Origin of the sequence: Ectopseudomonas khazarica, assembly GCF_017915135.1 — a bacterium.
Lineage (GTDB): Bacteria > Pseudomonadota > Gammaproteobacteria > Pseudomonadales > Pseudomonadaceae > Aquipseudomonas > Aquipseudomonas khazarica.
On sequence record NZ_CP068551.1, the window covers coordinates 4392463 to 4405379 of the forward strand.

Consider the following 12917-nt stretch of genomic DNA (forward strand, 5'->3'; position numbering starts at 1 on the left):
GCTGTCCTCCCGCGTGCATCAGGGCGCCAGTACCTTGTCCAGCGCCTGTTCCAGGGTTGCCACGCTGCGCTCGACGTTGCCCAGCTTGTCCAGCCCGAACAGGCCGAGGCGGAAGGTCTGGAAGTCCGCCGGCTCGTCGCATTGCAGCGGCACGCCCGCGGCGATCTGCAGGCCGACGGCAGCGAACTTGGCGCCGTTCTTGATCTGCGCGTCGTCGGTGTAGCAGACCACCACGCCGGGCGCCTCGAAGCCCTTGGCCGCGACACTCTTGAAACCACGCCCGGCGAGCATGGCGCGCACACGGTCACCGAGTGCCTGTTGCTGCTCGCGCACGCTGGCGAAACCGATGGCCTTGGCCTCCAGCATGGCATCACGGAAGCGCGCCAGGGCATCGCTGGGCATGGTGGCGTGGTAGGCGTGGCCGCCCTGCTCGTAGGCCTGCATGATCTGCAGCCACTTCTTCAGGTCACAGGCGAAACTCGTGCTCTGGGTGGCCTCGACGCGCGCCTGGGCGGCCTCGCTGAGCATCACCAGGGCGCAGCACGGCGACGCGCTCCAGCCCTTCTGCGGAGCACTGATCAGCACGTCGATGCCGCAGGCCTGCATGTCCACCCAGAGGGTGCCGGAGGCGATGCAGTCGAGCACGAACAGGCCGCCGACGGCGTGCACGGCGTCACTCACCGCGCGCAGGTAGTCGTCCGGCAGGATCATCCCCGAAGAGGTTTCCACGTGCGGAGCGAACACCACCTGCGGTTTCTCCGCAGCGATGGTCGCCAGCACCTCGTCCAGCGGCGCCGGGGCGAAGGCGGCCTGCGGGCCGTCGGCAACCGGGCGCGCCTTGAGCACCAGCGCCTCGGCGGGAATGCGGCCCATGTCGAAGATCTGCGTCCAGCGGTAGCTGAACCAGCCATTGCGCAGCACCAGGCACTTCTGTTCCGTCGCCAGCTGCCGCGCCACGGCCTCCATGCCGAAGGTGCCACTGCCGGGCACCACCGCCACCGCATGCGCGTTGTAGACCTGCTTCAGGGTGCTGGAGATGTCGCGCATCACGCCCTGGAACGACTGCGACATGTGGTTCAGCGAGCGGTCGGTGTAGACCACCGAATATTCGATCAGGCCATCGGGATCGATGTCGGGGCAGATATGGGACATAACGGACTCCAGCCGAAAAGGTTCGAGCAGAACCTGCCCTAAGCCCGGGCAAATGACAAGGCCGGGGAGCTCTCGGGTAGAATGCGCAGCCACCTGCCGATCGTCCTTGTGCCATGACCACCGCCATTGCTCCCACCGCTCACCACGTCGCCATCATCGGCGGCGGCCCTGCCGGGCTGATGGCCGCCGAAGTGCTGGCCCAGGGCGGCGTGCGCGTGGAGCTGTTCGACGCCATGCCCTCGGTGGGGCGCAAGTTCCTCCTGGCCGGCGTTGGTGGCATGAACATCACCCATTCCGAGCCCAGGGACGCCTTCATCGGCCGTTACGGCGAGCGCCAGGCCGAGGTCGCGACGCTGCTCGCCGACTTCGACGCCGACACCCTGCGCGAGTGGATTCACGGCCTGGGCATCGACACCTTCGTCGGCACCTCCGGCCGCGTGTTCCCCTGCGACATGAAGGCGGCGCCGCTGCTGCGCGCCTGGCTGCGCCGCCTGCGCGAGCTGGGCGTGAGCATCCATACGCGCAGCCGCTGGCTGGGCTGGAACGACGATGGCAGCCTGCGCATCGCCGGGACGGATGGCGAGCGCGCGCTGGCCGCCGATGCCTGCCTGCTCGCCCTCGGCGGCGGCAGCTGGGCACGCCTGGGTTCCGACGGCGCCTGGACCCACCTGCTGCAGGCGCGCGGCATAGACGTGGCGGCACTCAAGCCGAGCAATTGCGGTTTCGAGGTCGCGGCCTGGAGCGAGCACCTGCGGACCCGCTTCGCCGGCGCGCCGCTGAAGAACGTCGCCCTCGGCCTGAGCGGCGAAGACGCGCGCATCGGTGAGTTCGTGCTCACCGCCGGTGGCATCGAGGGCAGCCTGGTGTATGCCTTCTCCGCCGCGATCCGCCGCGCCATCGAAACCGACGGCCAGGCCGTGGTCCACCTCGACCTGCTGCCGCAGATGCCCCTGGCCAGGCTGCAACAGGCGCTGGGCAAGCCCCGCGGCAAGCATTCCATGGCCAAGCACCTGCACCGCCAGGCCGGGCTGGATGGCGTCAAGGCCGCGCTGCTGCGTGAGCTGGCGCCCGCCGCAGCCTTCGCGGAGCCCGCCGCGCTGGCGCCGTGGATCAAGGCGCTGCCGATCACCCTGCTGCGCACCCGGCCGCTGGACGAGGCGATCAGCAGCGCCGGTGGCGTGCCGTTCGAGGCACTGGACGCCGGCCTGATGCTCAAGGCCCTGCCCGGCGTGTTCTGCGCCGGTGAAATGCTCGACTGGGAAGCCCCCACCGGCGGCTACCTGCTCACCGCCTGCTTCGCCAGCGGCCGGGTGGCCGCGCACGGCCTGCTGAACTGGCTGAAACCCTAGGGCGGGTCCCTGCCGGGCGGCGGGTTGCACCCGCCCTACGCACGCCGGCGAACGAATTCGCCCGTCAAGCTGGCAACGCCGGGGCATGCGCAACGGCATGCGTCTATGCTGAGTGTCAGCGCTCCCCACACAGGTAATCCCCCGCCGTGATCCCTTTGCTGGTCTGCGACGACTCCAACATGGCGCGCAAGCAGCTGATCCGCGCCCTGCCGGCGGAATGGCCGGTCACCCTCAGCCAGGCCGCCAATGGCGAGGAAGCCCTGGCGCTGATCCGTCAGGGCCAGGGGCAGGTCATGCTGCTCGACCTGACCATGCCCGTGCTCGATGGCTACCAGACGCTGGCGGCGCTGCGGGCCGAAGGCCTGAGCAGCCAGGTCATCGTGGTGTCCGGCGACGTGCAGGAAGAGGCGCTGCGCCGCGTCCGCGAGCTGGGCGCCCTGGCCTTCATCAAGAAGCCTGCCGACCCCGCGATCCTGCGCCAGACGCTGATCGAGCTGGGCCTGTTCGACCCTCGCGGCAGTGCGACGGCGCAGGCCCAGGCGGCGGCCCTGTCGGAGCTGAAAGTCAGCTTCCGCGACGCCCTGCGCGAGGTGAACAACGTCGCCATGGGCCGCGCCGCGGCCCTGCTGGCCAAGGTGCTCGGGGTGTTCGTGCAGCTGCCAGTGCCGCAGGTGAACATCTTCGAGGTCAGCGAACTGCACATGACCCTGCTCGACGCCCAGCGCGGCGAACGCTTCAGCGCCATCTGCCAGGGCTTCATCGGCGAGGCGATCGCCGGCGAGGCGCTGCTGCTGTTCCATGATTCGGAAGTGGACGACATGGCGCGCCTGCTCGGCTGGCAGCCGGAGAACGAGGCGCAGACCTCGGAGATGCTGCTGGACCTGGCCAGCATCCTGACCGGTGCCTGCCTCGCCGGCATCGCCGAACAGCTCGACCTGCGCTTCTCCCAGGGCCATCCGCAACTGCTCGGCCAGCACGCCAGCCTCGACCAGCTCATCCAGATCAACCGCCAGCGCTGGCGCAAGACCCTGGCCGTGGAAATCAGCTACAGCCTGGAGGGCCATGCCATCCATTTCGACCTGCTGCTGTTGTTCACCGAAGACTCGATCAAACGCCTGACCGGCAAGATCGGCTACCTGATGGAGTGAAGCGATGCCTGCGCAGATCGATATCAAGGAAGTTCACTGGCTGCTCGACATCGTGCAGTGCATCGACGTCGGCGTGGTGGTGCTCGACCGCCAGTACCATGTGGAGGTGTGGAACGCCTTCATGGAGAACCACTCCGGGCTGGGGCCGGACCAGGTGCAGGGGCGCTCGCTGTTCGAGCTGTTCCCCGACATCGACCGCGCCTGGCTGGAACGCAAGGTGGAAAGCGTGGTGCAGCTCGGCACCCGCGCCTTCAGCCTGTGGCAGCAACGCCCCTACCTGATGCGCTTCAAGAGCTACCAGCCGATCACCGGCCAGGCCGACTTCATGTACCAGAACGTCACCGTGCTGCCGTTGGCCGGACAGCCGGTGGAGCATGTGTGCCTGGTGATCTACGACATGACCGCAGCGGCAGTGGCGGCCCAGGCGCAAGCCAGCCCTGCCCAGCCCGGGTAGAATGCAGCCGGGCCTGGCCCGCCAGCGGCGCACAGGCTTCGCCTCGCCCGCCCCTCACCCACGCGAAGAGACTGGCATGCTACGCAGCGTCGAACTGAAGACCTTCGTCCCGGCACGGGACTTCGCCCTCAGCCTGGACTTCTACCAGGCCCTGGGCTTTCGGCTGGCCTGGTCGGATGAGCAGATGGCCTACTTCAGCCATGGCGATCACTGTGCCTTCCTGCTGCAGAACTTCTACGTGAAGGAACAGGCGGAGAATTTCGTCATGCACCTGCTGGTGGAGGACGTCGATGCCTGGTGGCAGCAGATCCAGGCCGCGCGCCTGGACACGCGTTTCGACACGCGGCTGATTGCGCCGCAGGACCAGCCCTGGGGCATCCGCGAGTTCATGCTCTTCGACCCCAGCGGCGTGCTCTGGCGCATCGGCCAGAACATCTGAGCGCCATTGCGCTTTGGCCGCGAGCGCGTCTCGCGGATGTCAGCCGGGCTACGTCGAGCGCTACTTCTTGCCGCCTTTGGGCTTGCTGCCGAAGCTCGGCACCTTGCGCACGGCCTTGGCCTTCGGCTTGGCGTCTTCTTCCTCGAACCAGCGGCCGAGGTGGATATTGCCCTTGCCGCCGCTCTTGGCCGCGCCGCCCGCACCGGGGATCAGCTTCTGCTTGGGCTTCTTCGGCTTCTTCAGCACCTGGCCATCGATGGTGGTCTGCGGCACCCGGTGGTCGGGGATGAAATCCGCCTCCTCGCGACGCGGCAGCACCTGACGGATCAGCCGTTCGATGGCGGCGAGCAGCTCCACCTCGTCGGCGCAGACCAGGGAAATGGCTTCGCCGCTGCTGCCGGCGCGGCCGGTACGGCCGATGCGGTGCACGTAATCCTCGGCGTTGATCGGCAGGTCGAGGTTGACCACCAGCGGCAGGTCATCGATATCCAGGCCCCGTGCGGCCACGTCGGTGGCCACCAGAATCTGCACCTCGCCGGCCTTGAAGCGCTCCAGTGCGCGCAGGCGGCTCGGTTGCGGCTTGTCACCATGGATCGAGTCGGCCGCCACGCCCATGGCCAGCAGCTCCTGCTCCAGCTGATCGACCCCCTTGCGGGTCTTGGCGAACACCAGCACCTGGCCCCAGCGCTTCTGCTCGAGCAGGTGCAGGAACAGCTCGCTCTTGCGCTTCTTGTCCACCGGGATCAACCACTGCTTGACGCTCTTGGCCGCGGCGTTGCGCGGGCTGACTTCCACCGACAGCGGGTCGCGCAGCAGCTCGCCGGCCATCTGCCGGATGGCGTCGGAGAAGGTGGCGGAGAACAGCAAGGTCTGGCGCTTCTTCGGCAGCGCGCTGAACAGCTCGTCCAGCTCGCGGGCGAAGCCGAGGTCGAGCATGCGGTCGGCCTCATCCAGCACCAGGGTCTGCAACTGGGTGAATTTCAGCGCGTTCTGCCGGTACAGGTCGAGCAGTCGCCCCGGCGTGGCCACCAGCACATCGACGCCCTTGCGCAGCTTCATCATCTGCGGGTTGATGCTGACCCCGCCGTACACCGCATAGCTGCTCAGCGGCAGATGCTGGCCGTAGGCCTGGAAGCTCTGCAGCACCTGCTCGGCCAGCTCGCGGGTCGGCGTCAGCACCAGTGCGCGCACCGAGTTGCTGGCCACCTGCGGGCCCTCCAGGGTCAGGCGCTGCAGCAACGGCAGGGCGAAGCCGGCGGTCTTGCCGGTGCCGGTCTGCGCCGCCGCCATCAGGTCGCGCCCCTTGAGCACGGCGGGAATGGCCTGGCTCTGCACCGGCGTCGGGGTCTGGTAGTCGAGTTCGGTGAGGGTACGCAGCAGCGGCTCGATCAAACCGAGGGAGGCGAAGGTCATGGGGCAACCAGCGAGGCAATGGGAACAGGCGCGCAGTTTACCCTGTCCCCCACCCGTGGAGCGCTCTCCGCCATGAAAAAGCTCGCCGCTGCAGCGCCCAGCCGCGCCGCAGGCAGTGGCAAGGGTGTCCGTTCGCCGTGACGACACGCATGGATGCAGAGGGTACGCCCTCACGTAGCCCGCAAGGGCGGCTTCAGTCGCGAAATTCCTTCGGCGTAGCACTCAGCAATGAAGCCAGGGCCTCCGTGGGAGGGGCTTTAGCCGCGACAAGCGCTCGCGGCTGAAGCCGCTCCTGCAGATACGAGGCAAGCTCAGCTGGCAGTCGCCAGCAGCGTGCGCACCTTGGCTGCCGACAGGCTCTGCAGCTGGCAGAGGAAGGCATGATCGGCCTGGTGCCGGCCATGCCGGTCACGCAGCAGGTCGAACAGGTGCAGGGTCAGGTTGGCGGCCATCTCGGCATCGGCCAGGGCCCGGTGGGCACGTCCGGTATCCGGCAGGCCGGCCCAGCTGTTGAGGTTGCCCAGCTTGTGGCTCGGCGCCTCCGGCAGCAGGCGCCGCGAAAGCAGCAGCGAACAGGCGAACGGCTGCGCGCGCCGCCGGCTCACGCGGGCCAGTTCGGCATCCCAGAACTTCTGGTCGAAGGCCGCGTTGTGCGCCAGCAGCGGCCGCTCGCCGATGAAGTCGGCCACCTCGTTCATCACCTGCTCGGAAGGCGGCGCCTGGCGCAGCATGGCATTGCTGATGCCGGTGAGCTGCTCGATGAAGGGCGGCACCCAGGCGCCGCTGTACATCAGGCTCTGATAGCGCTCGACGATGCGCCCGTCCTCGATGATCGCCACGCCGATCTCGGTGGCACGCGCCTGGGCAGGTGAAACCCCGGTGGTTTCGAAGTCGATGACGGCAATGGATTCCAACGTGAGACCTCAGTGATTGCGCAACAACAGATCGCCCTCGATGGGCACGTACAGGCTGGCCGCTCGGATCAGCGATTGCGCGGTCAGCCCCGGGACGCCGAAGGCGATGGCAGCGACGCCCTGGCTGCGCACGCGTTCGAGCAGCAGGTCGAAGTCGCCGTCCCCCGAGGCCAGGACCACTTCGTCGACCCGCGAGGCGGCGTCGAGCACATCGATGGTGATGCCCACGTCCCAGTCGCCCTTGGCCGAGCCGTCGCTGCGCTGGATGTAGGGCTTGAGCTTCACGGTGAAACCGAGCTTGCGCAGGATCTGCTGAAACTGCTGCTGCTTGGCATCGCCACGGTCGATGGCATAGGCATAGGCCTCGACGATCACGCCACGGCGGCTGACCTCGGCCCACAGCACGCTGTAGTCGAAATGGCAGCCGTACACCTGGCGCACCGTGTAATAGAGGTTCTGCACATCGGCGAATACGGCGATCTTCTTCACCGGGAGTCCTCGTACGGGCAACGAAGGCGCCAGTATGCCAGAGCCGACCGCCCGACGCGCCGGGGACTGGCCGGAGCACCGCTCCTGCCCCTATCCTTGACGCATGACACCGCTAGAAAGCCTCTGCCAACGCAACCTCGACCTGCTGCGACGCCTGGACATTGCTCATCGCCTGGTCGAGCACGAAGCCGTTCTCGACTACCCCACCGCCCACGCCGTGCGCCAGCGTTTCGCGCTGCGCGGGGTGGAGAGCAAGAGCCTGTTCCTGCGCGTCGCCAGTCAGCGGCATGCCATGCTGGTCAGCGTCGAAGGGGCGCGTGCCGACTGGGCACGGCTCAAGGCGCTGCTCGGCAGCCGCCCGCGTATCGCCAGCGACGAGGAACTGACCGCGCTTACCGGCTGCGTGCCGATGTGTGCCTGCCCGTTCGGCCACGACGCTGGCATCACCCTGCTGATCGACCGCGCCGTGCTCGCCTGCGACTTTCTGCTGTACTCGCCCGGCCCGCCCGAGCTGACCCTGGAGGTGCCAGGCAGCGAGCTGCCGCGTCTGCTCGCCGCGCTGCCCAATGCGCAACTGGAGTACCCTTGAATCCTCTGCGGCCAAGCGCCGGCGTGGCGTGGCCGAACGCGGCGCGCGATGTAACCTCAACAGCCCCCTACATCTGGTAGCCTGCCGATGAATCCACTTTCCGTGCTCCGCGATGCCTGGTTCTTCTCCAGCCACAACCTGGCGGCCATCGCCCGGCTGACCCTGCCCCTGCTGGTGCTCGAGGCCATCGCCCAGGCCGTGCTGGCCGCGCAGCTCGGCGAAGACGCCAACCCGGCCTACGGGGTCCTGCTCGGCATCCTCTTCTATCCGCTGTATGCCGCGCCGCTGATCCTCTTCCTGCATGCACGCAGCAACGGGCAGACGCCGGGCAACGCCCAGCTGTTCGCCGCCGGCCTGCAGCTCTGGCCGAGCTTCGCCCTGATGACCGGTCTGAGCACGCTGGCGATCATGCTCGGCCTGTCGCTGTTCATCGTGCCGGGCATCTGGATCATGATGCGCCTGGCCTTCTCCGAGCTGATCCTGGTGCTGCGCCAGGAGCCGCCATTGCGCGCCCTGCAGAGCAGCTTCAGCATGACCGAGGGGCGCTTCTGGCCGGTATTCGCCTGCCTGGCCAACGTCCTGCTCCCGCTGTGGCTGCTCGACTGGTGGACGCAGCCGAGCCAGGGCGACACCCTGCTCTGGGTGCTGCACCAGGCGGGCAACGGCTTCCTCCAGCTGTTCGCCATCGTGGTGCTGTTCCGCCTGTTCATGCTGCTCGACCCCAGGCAACCGGCAGCATCGCAGAACAACGACTAGGCTTGCTGCTTTGCCCAAGAGGAGCACGCCATGAGCGACAGCAACCCGAGCATCCTGTCCCACATATCCATCGGTACCAACGACTTCGACGCCGCCAGCGCCTTCTACGCCAAGGTGCTGGCGACCCTGGGCTGCCGCGAGATCATGCGCCACCCGGGGGCGGTGGCCTTCGGGCGCGAATACCCGGAGTTCTGGGTGCAGACACCGATCAACGGCCAGCCGGCCACGCTCGGCAACGGCAGCCACTTCGGCTTCGTCGCCCCGGACAAGGCCTCGGTGCACGCCTTTCACCAGGCGGCGCTGGAGGCCGGTGGTCGCGACGAAGGCCAGCCCGGGCCACGCCCGGACTATGGCGAGCCGTACTACGGTTGTTTCATCAGGGATCTCGACGGCCACAAGATCGAGGCGGCCTTCTGGGACATGGCGCTGATGCTGGCGAGCGGCGCGCAGCACGAGCATGGCTGACGACATACCCTGCTACTGGTGCGCGACCACCGGCTGATAGCGCAGGGCGGCATTGGCGACCCACCCCTCGCGCAACAGGCTCTCGAGCGCAGCCGCCAGCTGCGGCATGCGCTCCAGGCGCTGGCGCGAGAAGCCGATGTAGAGTTCGGTACGCGCCTCGGGCTGATAGGCCGCCTTGACGATGCGGCCGGCCAACCTGGGGTCGAGCAGCGCATAGTCGACCTGGCAGTCGGTACCGACCAATGCGTCGATACGGCCACGGGTCAGCATCCCCAGCAACTGGCTTTCATTGCTGACCCCGACCTTCTTCAGCCCCTGGTCATCGTCGAATGGCTGAAAGTACACCGACTCCAGCACGTAGCCGATGCGCAGCTCGTGCAGCGCCGCATAGTCCTTGAGGCGCATGGCCAGCGCCGGGCTGGCGTAGAAGCGCGGCGAGCAGGCGTAGTAAGGCGCATCCAGGTACTGGATGTAGCGTTCGCGCTCCGGCGTTCTGGCCAGGCCGGTCATCATGTCCGCCGTGCCCTGTTCGAGCGCCGCCAGGCCCCTCGCCCAGGGCGCGCGATGCACCTCGAAGCGCAGTCCGGTGCGACGTGACAGCTCGTCGAGCAGATCGATATCCAGCCCCTGCAGCTGCCCATCCTCCTTGAGCATGCGAAACGGCGGCCAGAGATCGGTCATCACCTGCAGCGCACGGGGCTCTTCGGCCCGGCACACCGCAGTGGCCAGCAGCAGGATGAGCAGCAGCCAGGCACGCATCGGACACCTCCTAGCTTCGCGGCTTCAAGCCGGAAAGCCGTGGCAACAGCACACGCTCGAACAGCCGCGGGAAGAAACGCGCCAGCACCCGCGCCCGCCAGTCGACGTTGGACAGTACCAACAGCCGCCGGCGCTTGAGCGCACCGTGATAAATGGCCTCGGCGACATCCTGCGGCGAAGCGACCTTGCCCATTGCCAGCGGTGGCTGCGCCGCCACCGAGCCGTCTCCGACCAGCGCGTTCTTGCGCAGGTCGGTCGCGGTGAAGCCCGGGCATACCAGCATGACGTTGACGCCCGAACCCTTGAGTTCGAAACGCAGGGTCTCGAACAGGCCGTGCAGGGCATGCTTGCTGGCGTTGTAGGCACTGCGATAGAGCAACGGCGCGATGCCCGACAGCGAGCTGAGCACGATGATCTGCCCGCGCCGGGCGATCAGGCTGGGCAGCGCGGCCTGGGTACAGTGCAACGCGCCGAAGTAGTTCACCGCCATGACCCGCTGGAACACGTCCAGGCTGGTCTCGGCGAACGTGCTGCGGTGGGTGATGCCGGCATTGTTGACCAGCACGTCGATGCCGCCGAAGCGCTCGCAGGCAAGGGCCACGGCACGCTGCACCGCATCGGCATCGGCGACGTCACACACCAGGCCCAGCGCCTCGGCGTTGTGATGGTCGGCCAGGTGCTGCACCAGGCCATCCAGCGCCGCCTGGTGCAGGTCGAGAATCACCAGGCGCGCGCCAGCCTGCGCCAGGCGCACGGCCAGGGCGCGGCCGATGCCGGCGCAACCGCCGGTGATCAGCACCACCTTGCGATCGAAAACCTTGTTGGCGAACACCTTGCGATACATGTGCGGCTCCCGGAATCCACCCTCACCGATATCAACTGCCGCCCTTCGCCAGGGCGACCCACACAACAGTCTTTCGCATGCTACTGCAGCTCATGCCATCTGTCCCTGGGGCCGAACGACCGTGCGAACTCGGCAGATACTCGACAATCGCCCAGCAATGCCTGGGCCGATCCGGTGCACTCGGGTATCCTCGCCTCCTTCCAGCATAGTCGCTCATGCCGCCATGTCTCTGCCCCGCCCGCTTCGCCTGCTGCTGCTCGTCGCCCTGCTGCCCGTCATTCTGCTGGCCCTGGTCCATGTCCTGGCCTGGAACCCCGCTGCGCGCGAGGAGGCGGACGTGTCCTGCACGGGCCAGGTGGCACAGCTGCAGCCAGGGCAGGCGCTGAAGGTCATGACCTGGAACGTGCAGTACCTGGCCGGCAAGCGCCACGTGTTCTGGTACGACCTGCCTGGCGGCGACGGCCCGGACGAACGCCCGAGCAGCGCCGACCTGGTGCGGACGCTGGACGAGGTGGTGCGCATCCTGCGCGATGAGCAACCGGACGTCGTGCTGCTGCAGGAGCTGCACGACAACGCCAAGGCCACCGACTACCAGGACCAGCTGGCACTGCTGCAGGCGCGTCTGGCAGACCTCTACCCGTGCAGCAGCCAGGCGTTCTACTGGAAGTCCGCCTTCGTGCCGCACCCGCGCATTCTCGGCAGCGTCGGCATGAAGCTGGGCACCCTCAGCCGCTTCCAGATCGCCCGCGCCGAGCGCCTGCAACTGCCGATGCTGGCCAGCAACCTGCTGAGCCGCCCCTTCCAGCTCAAGCGCGCCCTGCTGGTCAGCTACCTGCCGATCCGCGGTGGCGGCGAGCTGGCGGCGATCAACACCCATTTCGATGCGTTCGCCCAGGGCGAGGACACCATGCAACGCCAGGTCGAGATGACCGATGGCCTGTTGCGCCAACTGCAGCAGGCCGGCCAGCCATGGGTCCTGGGTGGCGACCTCAACCTGCTGCCGCCCGGTCAGTTCGAGCACCTGCCCGACGACCAGCGCAGCTGGTATGCCGCCGACAGCGAGCTGCAGGACCTGGCCAGGCGCTACCCGATGATCCCCAGCCTGCTGCAGGCCAGCGGCGCGGACCAGGCACGGTGGTACACCCACTACCCCAACGACCCCGCCGCCAGCGGCCCGGATCGCACCCTCGACTACCTGTTCTACAGCCCGCGCCTGACGCCGCTGGCCAGCCAGGTGCGCCAGGACGACACGCTGGCCATCTCCGACCACCTGCCGGTGATCGGACGTTTCTTCATCCCCAGCCAGGAATAGGCACGACAGGGCTGGACAACGCCACCGCCTGTTGTCCATGCTCGACCGGCACCGCCCCAAGAATGACAAGACGGCAAACAGCCGCGACACCTCGATGCCAAGACGCTTCTGCCTGATACTCATCGCCCTGCTGTGGTTGCCGGTCGCCTGTGCGGCCGGCAGCGAGCGACGCATTCATGTCGGCTACTACGAATTCCCGCCCTACTCCTACACCGACGACCAGGGCCACCCCAGTGGCGTCGGCCTCGAACTGACCGCGCGCCTGCTCGACGAGGCCGGCTACCAGGCGGAGTTCCGCGCCTACCCCGGCGCACGCCTGTACAACGGCCTGATCGACGGCAGCATCGCGCTCTGGTTCGGCGCCCCGGGCAAGCCCGAACTGGCCGAGCACACCCTGGAGAGCCGCTACCTGCTCGGGCAGATCGCCCTCAACCTGTACTACCGCCCAGGCACCGCGCCGCCCAGGTTGCCCGACGACCTGCAGGGCCGTGGCGTGATCCTGATCACCGGCTACAGCTACTGGCAGGGCATCAACCAGTGGCTGCAAGACCCGGCGCGGCACATCACCCTGCATCGCACCTCGCGGCACACCGCGGCGCTGGAGATGCTGCTGCGCCGACGTGGTGACCTCCTCCTCGACTACCAGATGCCGGTGGAGCAGGCCCGGCGCAGCCTCGGCATCGGCGACCTGCCGTTCGTCGAGGTGCAGCGCCTGCAGCTCAAGCTGATCGTCTCCCGCCACGCGGCGGATGCCGTACAACTGCGCGACGCGCTCGACCATGCCTACCAGCGCCTGCAGGCCAGGGGCGAAGACCTGCAACTGCCCTGAGTCGT

The 12917-nt window shown here is 67.8% G+C and carries 15 protein-coding genes; 9 read left to right on the top strand and 6 right to left on the bottom strand.

The window, feature by feature from the left end:
* Positions 1–18: 18 nt before the first annotated feature.
* Positions 19–1152 (bottom strand): aminotransferase class V-fold PLP-dependent enzyme, encoded by a 1134-nt coding sequence (locus JLK41_RS20670; protein ID WP_037051748.1) that lies wholly within the window; start codon positions 1150–1152, stop codon positions 19–21.
* Between the two features lie 113 nt (positions 1153–1265).
* Between JLK41_RS20670 and JLK41_RS20675 the strand changes: the two genes are divergently transcribed.
* The 4 genes from JLK41_RS20675 (at position 1266) to JLK41_RS20690 (ending at position 4542) form a co-directional block, all read left to right on the top strand.
* Complete coding sequence (locus JLK41_RS20675) at positions 1266–2501, top strand: TIGR03862 family flavoprotein (protein ID WP_210389724.1); 1236 nt, start codon at positions 1266–1268, stop codon at positions 2499–2501.
* 146 nt (positions 2502–2647) lie between these two features.
* Positions 2648–3649 carry a response regulator gene (locus JLK41_RS20680; RefSeq protein WP_210389725.1) on the top strand — a complete coding sequence of 334 codons (1002 nt, stop codon included), beginning with the start codon at positions 2648–2650 and terminating at the stop codon, positions 3647–3649.
* A 4-nt stretch (positions 3650–3653) separates the two neighbouring features.
* Positions 3654–4103, top strand: a complete 450-nt coding sequence (locus JLK41_RS20685) for a PAS domain-containing protein (RefSeq protein WP_037051742.1) — start codon at positions 3654–3656, stop codon at positions 4101–4103.
* Between the two features lie 76 nt (positions 4104–4179).
* The gene (locus JLK41_RS20690; RefSeq protein WP_037051740.1) at positions 4180–4542 is read left to right on the top strand and encodes a VOC family protein; all 363 of its coding nucleotides are present in this window, start codon (positions 4180–4182) and stop codon (positions 4540–4542) included.
* Positions 4543–4602: 60 nt separating this feature from the next.
* Here JLK41_RS20690 and rhlE1 read toward each other — a convergent pair whose 3' ends face one another.
* The 3 genes from rhlE1 to JLK41_RS20705 all read right to left on the bottom strand — a co-directional run bounded on the left by rhlE1 (position 4603) and on the right by JLK41_RS20705 (position 7358).
* Positions 4603–5955 (bottom strand): RNA helicase RhlE1, encoded by a 1353-nt coding sequence (rhlE1, locus tag JLK41_RS20695; RefSeq protein ID WP_037051738.1) that lies wholly within the window; start codon positions 5953–5955, stop codon positions 4603–4605.
* Positions 5956–6266: 311 nt separating this feature from the next.
* Positions 6267–6869: a 3'-5' exonuclease gene (locus JLK41_RS20700; protein ID WP_210389726.1), complete on the bottom strand. Its 603-nt coding sequence runs from the start codon at positions 6867–6869 to the stop codon at positions 6267–6269.
* Between the two features lie 9 nt (positions 6870–6878).
* Complete coding sequence (locus JLK41_RS20705; RefSeq protein WP_037051733.1) at positions 6879–7358, bottom strand: LabA-like NYN domain-containing protein; 480 nt, start codon at positions 7356–7358, stop codon at positions 6879–6881.
* 103 nt (positions 7359–7461) lie between these two features.
* On the opposite strand from JLK41_RS20705, the gene JLK41_RS20710 reads away from it, so the two are divergent.
* From JLK41_RS20710 to JLK41_RS20720, 3 genes are all read left to right on the top strand, one after another.
* Positions 7462–7947, top strand: coding sequence for a YbaK/EbsC family protein (locus JLK41_RS20710; RefSeq protein ID WP_134675711.1), 486 nt, complete (start codon positions 7462–7464; stop codon positions 7945–7947).
* 87 nt (positions 7948–8034) lie between these two features.
* Positions 8035–8703 carry a YciC family protein gene (locus tag JLK41_RS20715; RefSeq protein WP_134675712.1) on the top strand — a complete coding sequence of 223 codons (669 nt, stop codon included), beginning with the start codon at positions 8035–8037 and terminating at the stop codon, positions 8701–8703.
* A gap of 30 nt (positions 8704–8733) precedes the next feature.
* On the top strand, positions 8734–9168 hold the full coding sequence (locus tag JLK41_RS20720) for a VOC family protein (RefSeq protein WP_047588400.1): 435 nt from the start codon (positions 8734–8736) through the stop codon (positions 9166–9168).
* Positions 9169–9180: 12 nt separating this feature from the next.
* Here JLK41_RS20720 and JLK41_RS20725 read toward each other — a convergent pair whose 3' ends face one another.
* Complete coding sequence (locus JLK41_RS20725; protein ID WP_210389727.1) at positions 9181–9927, bottom strand: substrate-binding periplasmic protein; 747 nt, start codon at positions 9925–9927, stop codon at positions 9181–9183.
* A gap of 10 nt (positions 9928–9937) precedes the next feature.
* Entirely contained in the window at positions 9938–10771 is an 834-nt protein-coding gene (locus tag JLK41_RS20730; RefSeq protein ID WP_037051716.1) for an SDR family oxidoreductase, read from the bottom strand.
* A 223-nt stretch (positions 10772–10994) separates the two neighbouring features.
* On the opposite strand from JLK41_RS20730, the gene JLK41_RS20735 reads away from it, so the two are divergent.
* Together JLK41_RS20735 and JLK41_RS20740 are read left to right on the top strand one after the other, a co-directional pair.
* Positions 10995–12083 (top strand): endonuclease/exonuclease/phosphatase family protein, encoded by a 1089-nt coding sequence (locus JLK41_RS20735; RefSeq protein ID WP_210389728.1) that lies wholly within the window; start codon positions 10995–10997, stop codon positions 12081–12083.
* A 94-nt stretch (positions 12084–12177) separates the two neighbouring features.
* A complete protein-coding gene (locus JLK41_RS20740; protein ID WP_210389729.1) occupies positions 12178–12912 on the top strand; it encodes a substrate-binding periplasmic protein in 735 nt (244 codons plus the stop codon).
* The last annotated feature ends 5 nt before the right edge of the window (positions 12913–12917 follow it).

What these genes read in the sequence shown, in the direction of transcription:
- JLK41_RS20675 (WP_210389724.1), top strand. Translation starts at nt 1,266, where the DNA reads ATGACCACCGCCATTGCTCCCACCGCTCACCACGTCGCCATCATCGGC.
- JLK41_RS20715 (WP_134675712.1), top strand. Translation starts at nt 8,035, where the DNA reads ATGAATCCACTTTCCGTGCTCCGCGATGCCTGGTTCTTCTCCAGCCAC.
- JLK41_RS20710 (WP_134675711.1), top strand. Translation starts at nt 7,462, where the DNA reads ATGACACCGCTAGAAAGCCTCTGCCAACGCAACCTCGACCTGCTGCGA.
- JLK41_RS20670 (WP_037051748.1), bottom strand. Translation starts at nt 1,152, where the DNA reads ATGTCCCATATCTGCCCCGACATCGATCCCGATGGCCTGATCGAATAT.
- JLK41_RS20735 (WP_210389728.1), top strand. Translation starts at nt 10,995, where the DNA reads ATGTCTCTGCCCCGCCCGCTTCGCCTGCTGCTGCTCGTCGCCCTGCTG.
- JLK41_RS20725 (WP_210389727.1), bottom strand. Translation starts at nt 9,927, where the DNA reads ATGCGTGCCTGGCTGCTGCTCATCCTGCTGCTGGCCACTGCGGTGTGC.
- JLK41_RS20740 (WP_210389729.1), top strand. Translation starts at nt 12,178, where the DNA reads ATGCCAAGACGCTTCTGCCTGATACTCATCGCCCTGCTGTGGTTGCCG.
- JLK41_RS20730 (WP_037051716.1), bottom strand. Translation starts at nt 10,771, where the DNA reads ATGTATCGCAAGGTGTTCGCCAACAAGGTTTTCGATCGCAAGGTGGTG.
- JLK41_RS20685 (WP_037051742.1), top strand. Translation starts at nt 3,654, where the DNA reads ATGCCTGCGCAGATCGATATCAAGGAAGTTCACTGGCTGCTCGACATC.
- JLK41_RS20720 (WP_047588400.1), top strand. Translation starts at nt 8,734, where the DNA reads ATGAGCGACAGCAACCCGAGCATCCTGTCCCACATATCCATCGGTACC.
- rhlE1 (WP_037051738.1), bottom strand. Translation starts at nt 5,955, where the DNA reads ATGACCTTCGCCTCCCTCGGTTTGATCGAGCCGCTGCTGCGTACCCTC.
- JLK41_RS20690 (WP_037051740.1), top strand. Translation starts at nt 4,180, where the DNA reads ATGCTACGCAGCGTCGAACTGAAGACCTTCGTCCCGGCACGGGACTTC.